At 72.7% G+C, this 17,284-nt stretch carries 12 protein-coding genes; 7 read left to right on the top strand and 5 right to left on the bottom strand.

Translation table 11 applies throughout. The features are described from left to right. The coding region (locus tag ABZW03_RS03705) for an ALF repeat-containing protein (protein WP_355251631.1) at positions 1 to 1,022 on the bottom strand (1,022 nt) is incomplete at its 3' end. A 489-nt stretch (positions 1,023 to 1,511) separates the two neighbouring features. On the opposite strand from ABZW03_RS03705, the gene ABZW03_RS03710 reads away from it, so the two are divergent. Next, positions 1,512 to 1,994, top strand: a complete 483-nt coding sequence (locus ABZW03_RS03710; RefSeq protein WP_355251634.1) for a hypothetical protein — start codon at positions 1,512 to 1,514, stop codon at positions 1,992 to 1,994. Positions 1,995 to 2,111: 117 nt separating this feature from the next. Here ABZW03_RS03710 and ABZW03_RS03715 read toward each other — a convergent pair whose 3' ends face one another. Both ABZW03_RS03715 and ABZW03_RS03720 read right to left on the bottom strand, forming a co-directional pair. Then, positions 2,112 to 3,152: a glycosyltransferase family 2 protein gene (locus tag ABZW03_RS03715; RefSeq protein ID WP_355251637.1), complete on the bottom strand. Its 1,041-nt coding sequence runs from the start codon at positions 3,150 to 3,152 to the stop codon at positions 2,112 to 2,114. A 249-nt stretch (positions 3,153 to 3,401) separates the two neighbouring features. Then, the gene (locus ABZW03_RS03720) at positions 3,402 to 4,004 is read right to left on the bottom strand and encodes a superoxide dismutase (protein WP_355251640.1); all 603 of its coding nucleotides are present in this window, start codon (positions 4,002 to 4,004) and stop codon (positions 3,402 to 3,404) included. A 151-nt stretch (positions 4,005 to 4,155) separates the two neighbouring features. Here ABZW03_RS03720 and ABZW03_RS03725 point away from each other — a divergent pair, with 151 nt between their 5' ends. From ABZW03_RS03725 to ABZW03_RS03745, 5 genes are all read left to right on the top strand, one after another. Then, positions 4,156 to 5,364, top strand: a complete 1,209-nt coding sequence (locus ABZW03_RS03725) for a transposase (protein ID WP_355251643.1) — start codon at positions 4,156 to 4,158, stop codon at positions 5,362 to 5,364. 218 nt (positions 5,365 to 5,582) lie between these two features. Continuing rightward, positions 5,583 to 6,635: a tRNA (adenosine(37)-N6)-threonylcarbamoyltransferase complex transferase subunit TsaD gene (gene tsaD / locus ABZW03_RS03730; RefSeq protein ID WP_355251646.1), complete on the top strand. Its 1,053-nt coding sequence runs from the start codon at positions 5,583 to 5,585 to the stop codon at positions 6,633 to 6,635. Between the two features lie 258 nt (positions 6,636 to 6,893). Further along, positions 6,894 to 9,158, top strand: a complete 2,265-nt coding sequence (locus tag ABZW03_RS03735) for a collagenase (protein WP_355251649.1) — start codon at positions 6,894 to 6,896, stop codon at positions 9,156 to 9,158. 538 nt (positions 9,159 to 9,696) lie between these two features. Next, positions 9,697 to 10,743 carry a cytochrome P450 gene (locus ABZW03_RS03740; RefSeq protein ID WP_355251652.1) on the top strand — a complete coding sequence of 349 codons (1,047 nt, stop codon included), beginning with the start codon at positions 9,697 to 9,699 and terminating at the stop codon, positions 10,741 to 10,743. Between the two features lie 74 nt (positions 10,744 to 10,817). After that, on the top strand, positions 10,818 to 11,843 hold the full coding sequence (locus ABZW03_RS03745) for a cupin domain-containing protein (RefSeq protein ID WP_355251655.1): 1,026 nt from the start codon (positions 10,818 to 10,820) through the stop codon (positions 11,841 to 11,843). A gap of 72 nt (positions 11,844 to 11,915) precedes the next feature. On the opposite strand, the gene ABZW03_RS03750 is transcribed toward ABZW03_RS03745, so the two are convergent. Next, positions 11,916 to 13,865 (bottom strand): ABC transporter ATP-binding protein, encoded by a 1,950-nt coding sequence (locus tag ABZW03_RS03750; RefSeq protein ID WP_355251658.1) that lies wholly within the window; start codon positions 13,863 to 13,865, stop codon positions 11,916 to 11,918. Between the two features lie 518 nt (positions 13,866 to 14,383). On the opposite strand from ABZW03_RS03750, the gene ABZW03_RS03755 reads away from it, so the two are divergent. Next, on the top strand, positions 14,384 to 14,923 hold the full coding sequence (locus ABZW03_RS03755) for a hypothetical protein (protein WP_355251661.1): 540 nt from the start codon (positions 14,384 to 14,386) through the stop codon (positions 14,921 to 14,923). A 77-nt stretch (positions 14,924 to 15,000) separates the two neighbouring features. Here ABZW03_RS03755 and katG read toward each other — a convergent pair whose 3' ends face one another. After that, positions 15,001 to 17,217 carry a catalase/peroxidase HPI gene (katG, locus tag ABZW03_RS03760; RefSeq protein ID WP_355251664.1) on the bottom strand — a complete coding sequence of 739 codons (2,217 nt, stop codon included), beginning with the start codon at positions 17,215 to 17,217 and terminating at the stop codon, positions 15,001 to 15,003. Positions 17,218 to 17,284: the final 67 nt, after the last annotated feature.

A 17,284-nucleotide genomic window follows, 5' to 3' on the forward strand; every position in this document is an offset into this window, starting at 1 on the left:
TTGGGCAGGTCGACCTTGAGCCGGGTCATCTTGGCGCCCTCGCCCGGGAGGTCGCCGTAGCCGGCCGCGGCGGCGGTCCGGGCGGAGCTGGTGGCGGACCGGGCGGCGGTCGCGGCGGTCTGGGCGGCGGTGGCGGCCTGGCTGGCCGCCTCGGCGGCCTTGTCGGCGGCGGCGCCGGCCTTGGCGGTGTCCGCACCGGCGAGTTCGGTCTCCTGGGCGGCCCGAGCCGCGGCCTCCTTGGCCTGCTTGGCCGCACCCACTGCCTGGGCTGAGGCGGTCTTGGCGGACTCGCTCTCGCGCGACGCGGCCGCGGTGGCGTCCTTGGACTGCTGCACCAGCTGCTCGACCGTGGTGCGCTCGGCGTCGCGGGCGCGCGCCACGTGCTGGCCCACCCGCAGGAACTCGCGGACGTCGTCGATGGAGCCGTTGAGCGCCAGCCTGGCCGCGGCCTGGGTGTTGGGCCCGCCCGCGCTGAGGATCTGAACCAGCTGGACCCGGTCGTCGGACTCCCGCGCCGTGAACTGGCCCTCGGTCAGGAACACCCGCAGGTCCTCGGCCGAGCCCTGAAGGGCGGCGTCCGCGGCCGTGCGCACGCCCTGGCCGGCGCCGTTCTTCAGCTGCGCCGCCTGGACCTGCTGGTCCTTCAGCAGAGCGGCTCGGTAGCCGCCGTTCAGGAAGTTCTGCAGGTCCTGGGCCGTACCCTGGAGCGCCTTCAGCCCTTCGGCCTGGACGCCCGGGCCGGCCAGGGTGTTGATCTGGGCGATCGCGACCTGGTCGTCCTTGATCTGCGCATTGGCCTGTTCGGTATCCAGGAAGCGGCGTACGTCGGCGTCGCTCCCCAGCAGCGCGGCCTCGGCCAGGGCCCGTATGCCCGGCCCGCCCGACTGCCAGAACGCCAGCACTCTCGCCCGGTCGGACACCGGGACGGCGGGCGTGGTGGGATCGGCCGTCCCGGCCGCGAAGGCCGGAGCGCTGCCCAGCAGGCCGGCGACCAGCGCCAGGGGCAGCAGACGGGCCGTCAACCGGCGTCCCGGCGCCCCCCGCGCCCTCCTCCCCCGCCCCTTCAGGAACACCGATATGTCCACTCATGGCCCCCTTTTCATTGCTTCTTCGTTCACGCCTCTTCCGGGCGCGCGACGAGCGTACCGGGGGCGCTTCAACGGAATTCGGAGAAATCCTCCGCAATGCCCTGACCGCTGGCTCGAATTGGCGCCACGTTTTCCCCGTTCGATTCACTTGCGGCCCGATTTGCCCTGCGCCGGATGCCCGGACGGGTGGCCGGAAATCCGTGGCCGGACGTCATTTTCCCTGCGACAACCGTCTGTTTCCGGCCAGCCGCGGAGCCGGGAGAACCGTTTACACAGCCCCGCGCGATCTTCTAGTCTTTGGCATCTCCGGACCTGATCGCACACTTCCGTCCCAGCGGCTCCGGAACAGTTCGGACCAACCCGGACATGTCCCGTCACCAAAGCCCGCAATCGACGACGGAACCCCAATTGAGGAAATTCACGATGAAGACTCGTACCCGGTGGGGCACCGCCGCAGCAGTCGTCGCCGTCGCCGCCGCCACCGTCGGCGGCTCTTCGCTCGCCTCCGCCGACGCCTCGTCGGGCGGCGCCGAAACGGCCCCGCCGGCCGTCGAGGACTTCAGCTACCCCGGGCCCTCGCCGTACCCCGAGCTCAAGCTGCTGCGCGGCGACGGGCACATCCTCGTCGCCGACTGCCACACCACCACGCAGATCAAGCTGTACAGCCGGGTCATCGGCGGGGCCGGCCCCAGCGTGTGCTTCCGCGTCACCGCCCCCAGCGGGTACCTCTCGCTGGAACTCCCGCAGACCTTCATCGTCCAGACCACCGACTACCCGGTGCACGCCCGCCTGACCACCAGTGACGGCGCCAGCACCAGCGTCGACGTGCCGTCGAACTCCTCGACGAACGTCGGCGAGGGTCTCGGCCAGAAGCCGACCGCCGTCGTCGAGCTCCGGGTCGGCTGACCCGGGAGGCGCACCGCACGCCCGGCCGGCCGCCCCCGAAGGGGTGGCCGGCCGCTGCCGTGTCCGCGCCGGGGCCCGCCGGACGGTGCCGCGCTCGGCAGGGCGGCACGGCCGAGCTCAGCGGCGGCCGACGGCCTGGCGGGTGCGGCGGGCGAGGCGGTGGGCGCGCTGGAGGGCGACGAAGGCGGGCATGGCGTCGGCCTGGGTGAGGCGGTACTTGAGGCGCAGTTGGGGGCTGAGGCCGGCCTGGGCCTCGGGGCCGATGGCCCGGAGGAGGCGGGTGACGTGCTGCTGGTAGGCGGCGCGGTAGGCGCCGTCGCCGTCCGGGACGGTCCAGAAGAACATCGGGATCTCCTCGACCAGGCAGTTGCGGTCGTAGGCGCGCAGGTGGTCGGCGAAGGCGGGTTCGGGGCGGGCCAGCAGCCACTCGCGGACGAGTTCCATCGAGCGGACCCGGTCGACCAGGCCGCGCGGGTCGGTCTTCTTCTGGGTGATGGAGAGGTCGCCGTCCTCGCGCACCCGCCAGTGGTAGACCGGGTCGGCGAGCACGTCGACCCGGTCGGCGAGGAAGTGGTGGGGCACGCTGACCGGGGCGTCCTCGTAGAGGATGCCCTCGGGGTAGAGCAGGCCGGCGCCGTCGAAGAAGGAGCGCCGGTAGACCTTGTTCCAGGCGGTGCGGTCGGTGACCAGGGCGGGCAGTTCGCGGACGTGGGTGCGCAGCCGGGTCTCCCGGAACGGGCGGCGGTGGGCGTGCGAGGGGCTGAGGCCGGTGGTGCGCAGGCGCAGGGCGTTGCCGGCGGCGAAGTCGGAGCCGGTCCCGTCCAGCGTGCTGATCATCAGCTGGTAGGCCTGCGGCGGCAGGGTGTCGTCGCTGTCGACGAAGGCCAGGTACTCGGTGCCGGGGGTGAGGTGGCGCCAGCCGGTGTTGCGGGCGGCGCCGAGGCCCTGGTTCTCCTGGCGGACCAGCCGGAAGCGCCGGTCCTGTTCGGCGTACGCCTCGGCGATGCGCGGGCCGCCGTCGGTCGAGCCGTCGTCGACCAGGACGCACTCGAAGTCCCCGAAGGTCTGCGCCGCGATCGAGTCCAGGCACTCCCGGAGGTAGCGCTCGACGTTGTAGACCGGGACGACCAGGGAGAGACGCGGGGCCAGCGGGGCCATCGGGCGCCCTTTCGCTCAGGAGCGGACGGGCCGGGAGGCCGTTGCCGGCCGGTCACCGGCGGTGGTCCGAGCGAGCGTAGGGAGCACACGCGACCGGCAGGCGAACGGCGGGTGGCGTCCGGCCTGCGGCGGAGTGCATCGGCTGTGTCCGGGGTCAACTCCCCTCCCGGGAAACCCCCGTGGGAGGTGAACAAGGGGAAGGTCCCGGACCGCCCGACCGGCCCGGGACCTTCCGTCACCCGATGCGGATCAGGCGCTCTTGACGGCCGCGAAGCGGTCCGAGACGTCCTGCCAGTTGACGACGTCCCACAGGCGGGTGACGTAGTCCGGGCGGACGTTGCGGTACTGCAGGTAGTAGGCGTGCTCCCACGCGTCGAAGGCCAGCAGCGGGGTGGTGTTCTGGCCGACGTTGCCGTGGTGGTCGTAGACCTGCTCGACGATCAGGCGCTGCCCGAGCGGCTCCCAGGACAGGATGCCCCAGCCGGAGCCCTGCACGCCGGTGGTGGCGGTGGTGAGCTGCTTCTTGAAGGCCTCGAAGCTGCCGAAGTGCTCGGTGATGGCGTCGGCCAGCTCGCCCTCGGGGCGGTCGCCGCCCTCGGGCGAGAGGTTCTGCCAGAACAGCGAGTGCAGCACGTGGCCCGACAGGTGGAACGCGAAGGTCTTCTGCAGGCCGACCAGACCGCCGAACTGCTCCTTGTCACGGGCCTCGGCCAGCTGGTCCAGGGTGTCGTTGGCGCCCTTGACGTACGCGGCGTGGTGCTTGGAGTGGTGCAGCTCCAGGATCTCGGCCGACATCGCCTGCTCCAGCGCGGAGTAGTCGTACGGCAGGTCGGGAAGCGTGTAGGTGCCCATTTGTCCTTCTTTCGAGAGAGCCACCGGCACGGGCCGGAAGGGGAATCAGGTCTCCTGTGCGGAGCCGAGAAGCAACGAGGCCACGGTTGTCAGTGGCCCGCGGTACGTTGCACGCATTCGGTTCCTCGGTTTCGAGGGGAGGAGGGCCGCGTTGCTGCGCGCGTACAAATTCCTGCTGCGGCCCACGAAGCGCCAAGAGCAGGCGCTCGCCGAGATGCTGGCCGATCACTGTTCGCTGTACAACGGGGCCCTGCAGGAGCGTCGTGACGCCTGGCGGCACGTCTCGAAGACAACGGTCACCTACGGCGACCAGTCGGCACAGCTCAGGGCCATCCGCACGTTCGACCCCGAGCGGCAGGGCCGCTGGTCGTTCTCCAGCCAGCAGGCCACGCTCCGCCGTCTGGATCGGGCCATGCGGGCGTTCTTCCGTCGCGTCAAAGCCGGCCAAACGCCCGGTTACCCCCGCTTCAAGGGCACAGGGCGCTTCGACACCGTCGTCTTTCCTCGGGACGGTGATGGCTGCCGGTGGGACAGTGCTCCGCACCTCACCGACACCCGGGTCCGGTTCCAGGGCGTCGGGCACGTTCGCGTGCACCAGCACCGACGTGTGCGCGGCCGGGTCAAGACGGTCTCCGTCAAGCGCGAAGGCCGCCGCTGGTACGTGGTCCTCGCCTGTGACGGCATTCCGACCGAGCCGCTCCCCGCAGTCGGCGCCGTGGCGGGCATCGACCTGGGCGTCGCCCATTTCCTCACCCTCAGCAACGGTGAGCACATCGCGAACCCGCGTTTCCTGCAGGGAGCCGCCGAGGAGATCGCCCAGGCCCAGCGGCACCTCGCCACATTCCCCGCACGCACCGATCGCCGAAGCAAGAAGCACCGCGCAGCAGCGCGGAAGGTAGCTGGACTGCATGCCCGGATTCGGCGTCAACGCCTCGATCACCACCACAAGGTCGCCCTTGCACTGGTCCGCACCTACGACGTGATCGCTCATGAACAGCTGAACACAACGGGTCTGACGAGGTCCCCCGCACCCAAGACCGACCCCGGACGCCCCGGCACCTTTCTCCCGAACGGCGCGGCCGCCAAGGCCGGACTGAACGCGGCGATCCTCGACGCGGGTTGGGGCGTCTTCCTGAGCATCCTGGCGAACAAGGCTGAGAGCGCCGGTCGCCAGGTGGTTCCGGTGGATGCTCGCAACACCTCCCGCACCTGCCCCGCCTGCGGGCACGTCGCGAAGGAGAACCGCATCAGCCAGGCGAGATTCCAATGCACGGCGTGCGGCCTCACCGCGAACGCGGACCACGTCGGCGCACAGAACGTCCTCAAGAGGGCCGGGCTGGCCCGCTGCGCCGTGGCCTAGCCATGGACGTGGGAAGCCCACGGCACCAGTCGTGGGTGGAGTCACCAGGACACGGCCCCTTTCGGCGGGTTGAACGTGGTGGTGGTGCGGTGATCGTGCCGGGACAACACTATTGCGTATCAGTTGCAGGAACGAAGCATGGGCTCCTGCTTATTCCTCACGCACCGTCGGGCACAATGGTCACCGTCCTGCGTAATGACCGATGAGGGTGAGTGACTGTGACAGGGTCGCCGGTGGTGCTGGGCATCGAGTCCTCCTGCGACGAGACCGGCGCGGGCCTGGTGCGCGACGGCGTGCTGCTCGGGCAGGCGGTGGCCTCGTCGATGGACGAGCACGCCCGCTACGGCGGGGTGGTGCCGGAGATCGCCGCTCGGGCGCACGTCCACGCGATGGCGCCGGTGGTCCGGGAGGCGCTGGACCGCGCCGGGCTCACCCTGGCGGACGTCGGCGCGGTCGCGGTGACGACCGGTCCGGGACTGGCCGGGGCGCTGCAGGTGGGCGTGGCCGCCGCCAAGGGGTACGCCTTCTCGCTGGGCGTCCCGCTGTACGGCGTGCACCACCTCGCCGGGCACGTCGTCGCCGCCGCCCTGGACGGCGGCCCGCTGCCCGACCCCTGCGTGGTGCTCATCGTCTCCGGCGGCCACACCTCACTGCTGCTGGTGCGCGACCTGGCCCGGGACCCGATCGTCCACCTCGGCGACACCCTGGACGACGCGGCCGGCGAGTGCTTCGACAAGGTCGCCCGGATCCTGGGGCTCCCCTACCCGGGCGGCCCGGCGATCGACCGCGCCGCGCGCGGGGGCGACCCGACGGCCGTCCGGCTGCCGCGCCCGCTGACCGGGCCGCGGGACGACCCGTACGCGTTCTCCTTCTCCGGCCTGAAGACCGCCGCCGCGCGCTGGGTCGAGGCGCAGCGCGAGCCCCGGGTGCCGGACGCGGCGGCCGCGCTGCAGGAGGCGATCGCGGACGTGCTGACCCGCAAGGCGGTGCGGGCCTGCCTCGACCACGGGATCGGCACCCTGGTGCTGGTCGGCGGGGTCGCGGCCAACTCCCGGGTGCGGGCGCTGGCCGAGCAGCGGTGCACGGCGGCCGGGATCGCGCTGCGGGTGCCACCGCTACGGCTGTGCACGGACAACGGCGCAATGGTGGCGGCGGTCGGGGACCTGCTGGTGCGCTCGGGCGCGGAGCCGGCCCCGGCGGACCTGTCGGTGGATCCGTCGGCGCCGCTGGAGTTCGCGGCGCTCACCCCCCGGGCGCTCGTGCGGACCTGACGCCCGTACGGACCTGGCACTCGTACGGACCGGGCACTCGTACGGACCTGACGCCCGTACGGACCTGACCGCGACGCACGCACAACCCCCGGCCGTCCACGCGAACCTGACAACGTTTCGGTCTCGCCCGCCGGCAATCCGTCCCCGGGTCTTCCCTCCGCGTTCCCCGTTGTGCCATTTTACATGTCACACAGCAAGGCCCGTGCGCCCCACGCAGCACGGCCACCCCCACCCTCACGGCCCCGGAGGCCCCCACAGATGCGCAGACTCCCAGCGCTCGGCACCGCCCTCCTGCTCTCGCTCGGCCTGTTCGCACCGGCGGCACAGGCCGCCACCGGCACCCCCGCCGCCCCCACCGAGAAGCCCACGAGCTCGGCCACCCCGGCCGCCGTCGGCAAGCCCACCGCACCGCGCACCATCCCGGTGCCCAAGTCCCCCGACACCCCCGAGGACGCCCGCCCGCTCGCCTCGGACCCGCGGGCCAAGGCGACCGCCCCGACGGCGGGCAGCTCCGTCGGCGCCGCCCCCGCCGCGCAGTCCCTCACGGCCGCCTGCGACGTCTCCGCCTTCACCGGCAAGTCCGGCGCCGCGCTGGTCCAGCAGGTCAAGTCGGCCGGGCTCGACTGCGTCAACACGCTGTTCCAGCTCACCGGCAACGACGCCAAGGGCGCCTTCAACGAGGCCCAGATGGTCACCGTCGCCAACGCCCTGCGCGACACCGCCGCCACCTACCCCGGCGACAACTCCACCTCCGTCGGCCAGTTGGTGCTCTTCCTGCGGGCCGGCTACTACGTGCAGTGGTACCACAAGGACGCCGTCGGCCCGTACGGCGACAGCCTCAAGGCCGCCGTCCGCGGCGCGCTGGACGCCTTCTACGCAGCCCCGCGCACCCGGGACATCAGCGACGCCAACGGCGCCACCCTCGCCGAGGCCGTCACCCTGATCGACAGCGCCCAGGAGAACGCCCGCTACACCGGCGTGGTCAAGCGGCTGCTGAACGACTACACCGGCAGCTGGCCGGCCCAGATGACCACCGCGGTCGCCAACACCGAGACGGTCATCGAGCGCGGCTTCGACCTGCCGGAGTTCGTCTCCGCCCTCCAGGCCGACCCGACCTTCGCCACCACCGTGCAGTCCTTCGTCACCCGCAACAGCGGCCTGATCGACGGCGGCGACGTCGTCACCAAGGTCGGCATCCAGCTCGGCAACCTGGTCGCCAACGACGCGCTGCGCGCCCAGGGCCGGCCGATCCTCAAGGACCTGATCAACCGCTACCCGCTGGTCGGCAGGACCGGTCCGCTCACCATGAACCTGCTCTGGTTCACGGAGAAGAAGGACGCCGGCAACTGCTCCTTCTACGGCACCTGCGACGTCCCGGCCAAGCTCGTCCCGCTGGTGCTCCCCGTCGACCACACCTGCAACGCCAACCTGCGCATCCGCGCCCAGGAGATGACCGCGCAGCAGCTCGCCGACACCTGCACCAGCCTGGTCAACCAGGACGCGTTCTTCCACCGGATCGTCAAGGACGGCGGCCCGGTCGCCAACGACAACAACACCGCCCTGGAGGTCGTCGCCTTCGACGACTACTACAACTACAGCCTGTACGCCTGGGAGATGTACAAGATCGACGTCGACAACGGCGGCATGTACGAGGAGGGCGACCCGAGCAAGGCCGGCAACCAGGCCCGCTTCATCGCCCACGAGGCCTCCTGGCTGCGCCCCCAGTTCCAGATCTGGAACCTCAACCACGAGTACACCCACTACCTCGACGGCCGCTACGACATGTACGGCGACTTCGAGGCCGGCATGACCACCCCGACCATCTGGTGGGTCGAGGGCCTCGCCGAGTACGTCTCCTACAGCTACCGCGGCGAGCACTACGACGCCGCCGTCGCCCAGGCCGGCAAGGGCACCTACGCGCTGAGCACCCTGTTCGACACCACCTACGACAACGCGGACTCCACCCGCATCTACAACTGGGGCTACCTGGCCGTCCGTTACATGCTCCAGTCGCACCCGGACGACGTCACCGCGCTGCTCGCCAAGTACCGCGCCGGTGACTGGAACGGCGCCCGCACCCTGCTGAAGACCACCATCGGCACCCGCTACGACGCCGACTTCGCCACCTGGCTGAAGGCCTGCGCCGCCGACAACTGCGGCTCGCTGCCCACGACCGAGCAGCCCAAGGCCCCGCTCTGCACCGCCGCCGACACCCGGCAGTACGACAAGGACTGCCGCCGGGACGGCGTCGCCGCCACCACCGGGAACTACAGCTACAGCTACCTGAACCTGCCGGCCGGCGTGAAGCAGCTGACCGTCACCACGAGCGGCGGCACCGGCAACGCCGACCTCTACTACAACGGCGGCTCCTGGGCCACCACCGGCTCGTACCTGGCCAAGTCCACCGCCGGCGGCAACGGTGAGACCCTCACCATCACCAACCCGCCGGCCGGCTACGTCTTCTTCAGCCTCTACGCCCAGCAGGGCTTCGGCGGCGTCACCGTCACCACCAGCTACAACTGACGGACCCGGATCGACCGGAACGGCCGCGCCGTACGCGCAGCAGGGCCCCGCGAAGCCGCGGGGCCCTTTCGCGTTCCCGTTCCGCGCCCCCACCGTGCTTTCCGAAAGGTTATAACGATTCGACCACCGAATAGCCTGTTAACACTGCGCAGAGATCGCATACTTCTCTGCCGAAGGGGTGTCCGAGCGGCGAAGTTTCGGTTAGGGTCCATGAACAGATGAACCCGTTCGGCAGCCCGCAACGGAATGCCGGATATCTCTGACGGCCCGGGTGCGGCATTTCCGCCGCGCCCGCGATCCCAGAAATGGAGAGTAGTCATGAAGATGATCAAGGCGCTCGTCAAGAAGTTCAAGAAGGACGAGGACCTCGCGAACCACGCGTGGGTGCTGCACGTCATCTGACGTGGTCAGCCGCTGGCGGGGGCCCGGGTCGGCCGCGCCCCCGCCGGCGCCGCGGCGCTTCCGGAACCACTCCGCAGGCCGCGCCGAACGCATTTCCCGGCCATTTCGAAATGGAGGTCAGATTCCCGTGGAAGAAATGGCGACGGCGACCGCACCCAGCCATTCCATCGCGTTCGCCCCGAGGATTCAGGACCTGCTGGCCAGGACCGAGAAGGTGTTCCGGATCGACCCGGCCAAGGTCGGCGTCGCGGACTCCCGGCTCATGGCCGAAATCGTCGCGGCCCGTCCGGTCCTTTCCACCGAGCGCTCGGTCTACAAACCCGCCGCCGGCGCCGACATCCCGCACGACAGCGCGACCCGGACGATCCGGGCGCTGGGGCAGGACGCCACGGCGGGAGTCCGCCGGCCACCGCCCCCGGCGCGCGCGATGGCCGGCCCCTGGCCCTACGCGGGCACCTCCTACCTGCGCCGCTGGCTGTTCTCCGCCGACCCGCTGCCGGTCTCGCTGCTGTCGAAGCGCGGCGTCACCCGCTCCGACACCCTCTCCCGGCTCGTCGACCGCGCCGTCACCGTCTGGCCCGGCTCCGCCGACCGGGACGGACGCACCGCGCTGGCCGGGCTGATCCGCGACGCCGGCGACCCGCTGGAGCGCAAGCAGGCGATCGCGATGTACCGGCGGGCGGCGGCCACCCTCTGCGACGGCGTGGCCGCGCTGACCGGCAACGCCCTGTGGCTCCTGGGCCCGGAGCGGGACCGGCCGGAGAGCCGGCCGGACCTCACCGCCGTCCTCTGGGAGACGCTGCGGCTGCTCCCGCCGGCCTGGATGCTGTACCGCAACGGCGGCGCGGCGTACACCGAGCTGCACCCGGAGATCCGGCCGGAGGACGACGTCGCGCTCTTCCCGCTGCTGATGCACCGCCACCCCGACTACTGGCCGGACCCGCTGGAGTTCCGCCCCGAACGGTGGGACGGCGTCGCGGACCCGGAGAAGGCGCCCGGGTTCATGCCCTTCGGCTTCGACGGCGCCCGCTGCTGGGCCAAGCACCTGGTCGTCCCGCTGGCCGAACGGATGCTGAGCGTCGCACTGGAGCACAGGCTGGCCGTCCACACCCCGCAGCCGCAGGCCGAGGTGCCGCTGCGCTCCCTGCTCTCCGTACGGTTCGAGGCGCGGATCGGGGCCTGACACCCGACGGCCTGCCGTCGGGACCGCCCCCCGCGCCCCCGGGCCACTCCCCTGACACACCACGGGACTACACCATGGAATCGCCCACACTGGCCGACTGGGTCGGCGACGTCCGGAGCTTCACCGGCCGCCAGTGGCAGCGCGAGCCCGCGCTCTTCCCCCGCCAGGGCGCGGCGGCCCCCGCCCCGCCGTTCGACCTCGACGAGCTGGACGCCGCCTTCGACGGCGGGCTGCTGCGCACCCCCTACCTGGAGCTGGTCCGCTCCGACAAGGTCACCATCCCGCCCGAGGCCTTCACCACCCCGCGCGTGGTCAACGGCGTCACCCACCACGGCTTCGCCGACCGCGCGAAGGTGCTCGCCCTGCTCCGCGGCGGGGCGACGCTGCTGCTGCGCCGCGTCGACCAGTGGCACCGCCCGACCGGCGACCTGGTGGCCCGGCTGACCGAGGAGCTCGACCGGCCGGTGGAGGCCTTCTTCTTCGTCACCCCGGCCGGCGGCCAGGGCCTCGCGGTGCACCGCGACGACGCCGACGTGTTCGTCCTCCAGGCCGCCGGGCGCAAGACCTGGTACGTCCACGACGCGCCGACGGAGGCCGACTGGCGGCTCGGCGAACTCCCGGACGACGAGCGCTCCCCGCTGCGCCTGCACGGCGTGCTCGAACCCGGCGGCGTGCTCTACGTTCCGCGCGGCTTCGCGCACCGCGCGGTCGGCGCCGGAGGGCTGTCCGCCCACCTGTCGCTGACCGTCCGCGACCTCTCCGTCCAGGACCTGCGCGCCGCCCTGGAGCGGCAGTTGACCGAGGGCCTCGGCCTCCCCGCCCGGCCGCTCGGCGAGGCCGCGATCACCGACGCCTGCGCCGCCCTGCTGGAGCACGCCCGGGCGAGGCTCGCCGCCCTCGGGCCGGAGGACCTGCTGCGCGCCGCCCGCGCCCGCCCACCGATCGCCCCGGAGAGTCCGGCGAGCCCGGAGAGCTCGGAGACCCTCGCCGCAGCGGCCAGGGCCTGGGAGCCCGGCGCGCCCGCCACCGGACGCACCGGGCCCGCCTCCCTCAGCCGCACCTGGCGCCGGCTGCGCGGCGCGTCCCGCGCCCAGGCCTGACGGACCGCCGGCGAACAGGCCGGCGGCGAACGGACCGCCACCGGACGGACCGCCGCCGGACGACCGGACGGATCACGACTCCCCCGCGGCCGTCCGCTGGGCCGGCACCGCGCGGTCCCGCTGGAGGTCCAGCAGCTCACGGAACAGCCCGTCCGGCCGGGCCGCCAGCTCGGACCACGTCCCCGACTGGACGATCCGGCCCCGGTCCATCACCAGCACCCGGTCCGCCACCGCCGCGTTGGCGATGTTGTGGGTGACCAGCAGGGTGATCCGCCCCGGGGCGAGCTCGCGCAGCGCGTGCAGGATCCGGTGCTCGGCACGCGGGTCCAGGTCGGAGGTCGGCTCGTCCAGGATCAGCAGGCCGGGGCTGCGCTCCGTGCGGTAGAGCGCCCGGGCCACCGCCGCGCGCTGCCACCCGCCGCCGGACAACTCGGCACCGCCCCACCAGCCTTGGGCCAGCAGGGTGCGCCACCCCGAGCGCAGCCGGGCGACCACCTCGTCGAAGCCGGTACGGGCCGCCGCGTGCTCGACGTCCGCCATCGCCCGCTCGGTGAGGTGCCCCAGGTGGACGTTCTCGGCGGCGCCCAGCGGCCAGCGGGCGAACTCCTGCGGCACCCGGGCCACCCGGGCCCACAGGGCGTCCGCGTCCAGCTCCTCCACCGGGACGCCGTCCCAGGTGATCCGGCCGGACTGCGGCAGGTACAGCCCGGAGAGCAGCTTCAGCAGGGTCGACTTGCCGCTGCCGTTCTGCCCGATGACGGCGACCACCTCCCCGGCCCGCAGGGTCATGCTGACCCCGCGCAGGGCCGGCTCCTGCTGCTCGCCCGGGTAGCGGTGGACCAGGTCGGTCACCTCGACCGTCCGCGGGGCGGCCGGGACCCGGCCGCCGCGCCGGATGCGGTGGCCGCCGGCCTCGTCCAGGAAGGTGAAGTAGTCGTCCAGGTAGAGGCCCATCCGGTACAGCCGGGCACCGTTGCCGACCAGGCCGTGCAGGCCGGTGGCGGCGGTGCGCAGCGCGAAGGTGGCGGTGCCGGCGGCGGCCAGGTCGATCCGGCCGCTGGCGACCAGGTAGAGCAGGGTGCCCCAGATCAGCGCGCTGCCCGCGCCGGTGCCGAGCGCGGCCAGCAGCGAGACCCTGGCGGCCTCCCGGGTCGCCCGGTCGGTGGCCGCGACGATCTTCTCCTCGGCGCGCCGGTACTTGGCCATCAGGAAGGGCGTGACCTGGTCCGAACGGACCTGGTCGGCCCGGGTCTTGTCGATCAGGAACCAGCGGTAGACGCGCAGCGCCCCGCGGTCCTCGTTGGTGGTCACCGCGGCCAGGTAGTGGATCCGGGCGGTGCGGACGGCGCCGACGCCGGTCGGCACCGAGCCGAGCAGCAGCAGTGGCACCAGCCAGGGGTGGAGGGTGGCCAGGACGCCCGCGGCGGCGGCCAGCGAGACGGTGGAGGCGATCACGTCCTGGGCGTTGGAGAGCAGGTCGGGCGTGGTCGAGGCGCCCCGGTCGGCGGCCTCCCACTGCTCGTTGTACGCGGGCTCGTCGTAGGCCTTCAGCTCGGCGGCGCACCCGGCGGCGATCAGCGCCAGCTCCGCCTCCCGGGTGATCCGCGGCGAGACCCGCCCGGACAGGCCGACCACGGCGATGCCCAGGACGGCGCGCAGGGCGGCCGAGACGGTCAGCAGCAGCAGCGAGGGGGCGGCGGTGCGCAGGTGCTCGGTGACCGGGCCGGGCACCAGCAGCGCGCCCAGGGTGCCGGTGGTGGCGTACAGCGCGAGCGCTCCGGCCACGCCGGCCAGCGCCTGGCAGACCAGCAGCAGCACGGTGGACGTGCGGTCCGCCGCCCAGGCCAGGGTCATCGCCCGGCGCACCAGGTGCGGCAGGCGGCGCAGCATGGCGCTCGCCGACATCGCGGCGCCGGCCCGGGCGCGGCGGTCGCCGGGGAAGCGCAGGCGCAGCTCCTCGTCGTGCTCGGTACCGGCCGGCTCGGCTGCGGGTTCCTCGGGTTCCACGACCTGCTGGGACACGGTGTACCTCCCTGGTAGGGCGGCCGGAGGCCGCGGCGGATCCGCACGCGGGCAGCCCTGAGCGCCGGGTGGGCGTGGTGGGGTGGCAGCGGTGCCGGGGGGGCACGCTGCGAGGGGCGGTCTGCCGGTGCGGACCCCGATCCTGGCAGCGGTCCGCGGGGCCGACCGGCGTGTCCCGGGCGGTCTCACTCGATCCGGGCAAATCCGTGTCGGGGACGGCGAGTTGGTGGCAGTCGATCACCGTGGAGGTCCGTGATGTTCGATTCCCGGCACGGCTGCGGCGGACCGGTCTCCATGCGATCGGATGATCAGCGGGACAGCCTGCCCGAGCCCGTCCTGCCGGACCTCGGACCGGTCTTCAACCGCCCGTAGGGCCGGACCGCGCCGAGGCATGGCCGCGCTGCGGACGGACCGCGCCGAGGCATGGCCGCGCGGAGGGGTGCCGCGGTGGCAGCGGCCCGTACCGGGGGCCACGATGGAAGCCCGGCCACCAGCGGCCCCGGCCCGATCGGAGCGCCATGAGCGACCAGCACAACGTCGTCCTGCTGACCTTCTCCGACGCCGAGGCCTGGCACCCGGCCTTCGAGGAGGCGCAGCGGCTGCCGGGCCTGCGGTTCGCGGCGGCTCTGGAGCGCAGCACCGACGGCCTGCTGGAGGCGAAGGACACCTTCGGCCGGGGCGCGGGCGTGGCGACCGTCGGCTCGGGGCTGCTGGGCGGCCTGGTGGGGCTGCTGGGCGGGCCGGTGGGCGCCTTCCTCGGCTTCGCGGCGGGCGCGGCGCTGGGCAGCGCGGCCGAGGAGCACTACGCGACCGAGGCCGGTGCCGCGCTGATCGTGCTCTCGCCCCGGGTACCGGACGGCGGGGCGCTGCTCGCGCTGGAGGTGCGGGAGGCCTCGCCCGCGCCGGCGGACGAGCTGGCCGCCCGGCACGGGGCGACGGTCGAGCGGATCGACGAGCACGCCTTCACCGAACAGGTCCGGGCGGCGGAACAGAAGGCCGAGGAGCAGAACGCCGAGGAGCAGAACGCCGAGGAGCGGAAGCCGGACGAGGACGCCTGAGCCGGGGGGACCCGAACGGACGGACGGGAGCCCGGGGGCGGCGAAACCCCCGGGCTCCCGTCGTCAGCGGGTGCCGGTCAGACCAGGTCGAAGCGGTCCGCGTTCATGACCTTGACCCAGGCCGCGACGAAGTCCTCGACGAACTTCTCCTTGGCGTCGTCGCTCGCGTACACCTCGGCGACGGCCCGCAGTTCGGCGTTCGAGCCGAAGACCAGGTCCGCGCGGGTGCCGGTCCACCGCACCCGGCCCGACTCGTCCCGGCCCTCGAAGGTGTGGGCGTCCTCCGAGGTGGCCTTCCAACTGGTGCCCAGGTCCAGCAGGTTGACGAAGTAGTCGTTCGTCAGCACGCCGGGGGTGTCGGTCAGCACGCCGTGCGCGGACTCGCCGTGGTTGGCGCCCAGCACGCGCAGGCCGCCGACCAGCACGGTCAGCTCGGGCGCGCTGACGCCCAGCAGGTTGGCCTTGTCGAGCAGCAGGTACTCGGCCGGCAGCCGGTTGCCCTTGCCGACCCAGTTGCGGAAGCCGTCGGCCTTGGGCTCCAGCGCGGCGAAGGAGCCGGTGTCGGTCAGCTCCTGCGTCGCGTCCACCCGGCCGGGCGCGAAGGGCACCTCGACGGCCACCCCGGCCGCCCTGGCGGCCTGCTCGATGCCGACGCCGCCGGCCAGCACCACCAGGTCCGCGAGCGAGACCTGCTTGTCGCCGGCCTGCGCGTTGAACTCCTGCTGCACGCCCTCCAGGGCGCGCAGCACCGTGGCCAGCTTGTCGGGCTCGTTGACCTCCCAGCCGATCTGCGGCTGGAGCCGGATGCGGCCGCCGTTGGCGCCGCCGCGCTTGTCGCTGGAGCGGAAGGAGGAGGCGGCCGCCCAGGCGGTGGAGACCAGCTGGGACACCGAGAGGCCGGTGGCGCCGATCCGCCGCTTGAGGTCGGCGACGTCGGCCGCGCCGATCGGCTGGTACGTGACCTCCGGCAGCGGGTCCTGCCAGAGCAGGTGCTCGCTGGGGACCTCCGGGCCGAGGTAGCGGACCACCGGGCCCATGTCGCGGTGGGTCAGCTTGTACCAGGCCCGGGCGAAGGCGTCGGCGAACTCCTCCGGGTTCTCCAGGAAGCGCCGGGAGATCGGCTCGTAGACCGGGTCGAGGCGCAGCGACAGGTCGGTGGTGAGCATGATCGGCACGTGCCGCTTGGCCGGGTCGTGCGCGTCCGGGACGGTGCCCTCGCCGCCGCCGTCCTTGGGCTTCCACTGGTACGCGCCGGCCGGGCTCTTGGTGAGCTCCCACTCGTAGCCGAACAGCGTCTCGAAGAAGCTGTTGTCCCAGGTGATCGGGGTGGGCGTCCAGGTGCCCTCCAGACCGCTGGTGATGGCGTCCCCGCCGACGCCGGTGCCGTAGCTGCTCTTCCAGCCGAGGCCCTGCTGCTCCATCGGGGCGGCCTCCGGGTCCGGGCCGACGTGGTCGGCCGGGCCGGCGCCGTGGGTCTTGCCGAAGGTGTGGCCGCCGGCGATCAGCGCGACGGTCTCCTCGTCGTTCATCGCCATCCGGTAGAAGGTCTCGCGGATGTCGCGGGCGGCGGCGATCGGGTCCGGGTTGCCGTTGGGGCCCTCCGGGTTGACGTAGATCAGGCCCATCTGGACGGCGGCCAGCGGGTTCTCCAGCTCGCGGTCGCCGGTGTAGCGCTCGTCGCCGAGCCAGGTGGTCTCGGGGCCCCAGTAGACGTCCTCGTCCGGCTCCCACTCGTCGACCCGGCCGCCGCCGAAGCCGAAGGTCCGGAAGCCCATGCCCTCCAGGGCCACGTTGCCGGACAGGATGATCAGGTCGGCCCAGGACAGGGCGCGCCCGTACTTCTTCTTCACCGGCCAGAGCAGGCGGCGGGCCTTGTCCAGGCTGGCGTTGTCGGGCCAGCTGTTCAGCGGGGCGAAGCGCTGCTGGCCGCCGCCGGCGCCGCCGCGGCCGTCGCTGATCCGGTAGGTGCCGGCGCTGTGCCAGGCCATCCGGATGATGAAGGGGCCGTAGTAGCCGAAGTCGGCCGGCCACCACTCCTTCGAGGTCGACAGGACCTGCTGGATGTCCCGCTTGACGGCGGGGAGGTCCAGGGTCTTGAACGCCTCCGCGTAGTCGAAGTCCGCACCGAGCGGATTGGCCACGGCGGGGTTCTTCGCGAGGATCTTCAGATTGAGCCGGTCCGGCCACCACTGGCGGTTCCCGCCGCCCTGGGTGGGGTGCGGCGCCCGCCCGTGGTTCACCGGGCAGCCCTCCGCCTTCGCCTCTACGCCGGTTGCATCGTGGATGTCAGACATGGGAATCCTTCCCTCACAAGGCGGATCACGGTGTCTTCTCTGCTACCTACGGCACCTACTGCTGCTG

This window comes from Kitasatospora sp. NPDC004799 (assembly GCF_040609095.1).
Classification (GTDB): domain Bacteria; phylum Actinomycetota; class Actinomycetes; order Streptomycetales; family Streptomycetaceae; genus Kitasatospora.

Excerpts from the sequence above, each read along its gene's own strand:
- katG (WP_355251664.1), bottom strand. The coding sequence starts at position 17,217 with ATGTCTGACATCCACGATGCAACCGGCGTAGAGGCGAAGGCGGAGGGC.
- ABZW03_RS03735 (WP_355251649.1), top strand. The coding sequence starts at position 6,894 with ATGCGCAGACTCCCAGCGCTCGGCACCGCCCTCCTGCTCTCGCTCGGC.
- ABZW03_RS03720 (WP_355251640.1), bottom strand. The coding sequence starts at position 4,004 with ATGGGCACCTACACGCTTCCCGACCTGCCGTACGACTACTCCGCGCTG.
- ABZW03_RS03755 (WP_355251661.1), top strand. The coding sequence starts at position 14,384 with ATGAGCGACCAGCACAACGTCGTCCTGCTGACCTTCTCCGACGCCGAG.
- ABZW03_RS03715 (WP_355251637.1), bottom strand. The coding sequence starts at position 3,152 with ATGGCCCCGCTGGCCCCGCGTCTCTCCCTGGTCGTCCCGGTCTACAAC.
- ABZW03_RS03740 (WP_355251652.1), top strand. The coding sequence starts at position 9,697 with ATGGCGACGGCGACCGCACCCAGCCATTCCATCGCGTTCGCCCCGAGG.
- ABZW03_RS03710 (WP_355251634.1), top strand. The coding sequence starts at position 1,512 with ATGAAGACTCGTACCCGGTGGGGCACCGCCGCAGCAGTCGTCGCCGTC.
- ABZW03_RS03745 (WP_355251655.1), top strand. The coding sequence starts at position 10,818 with ATGGAATCGCCCACACTGGCCGACTGGGTCGGCGACGTCCGGAGCTTC.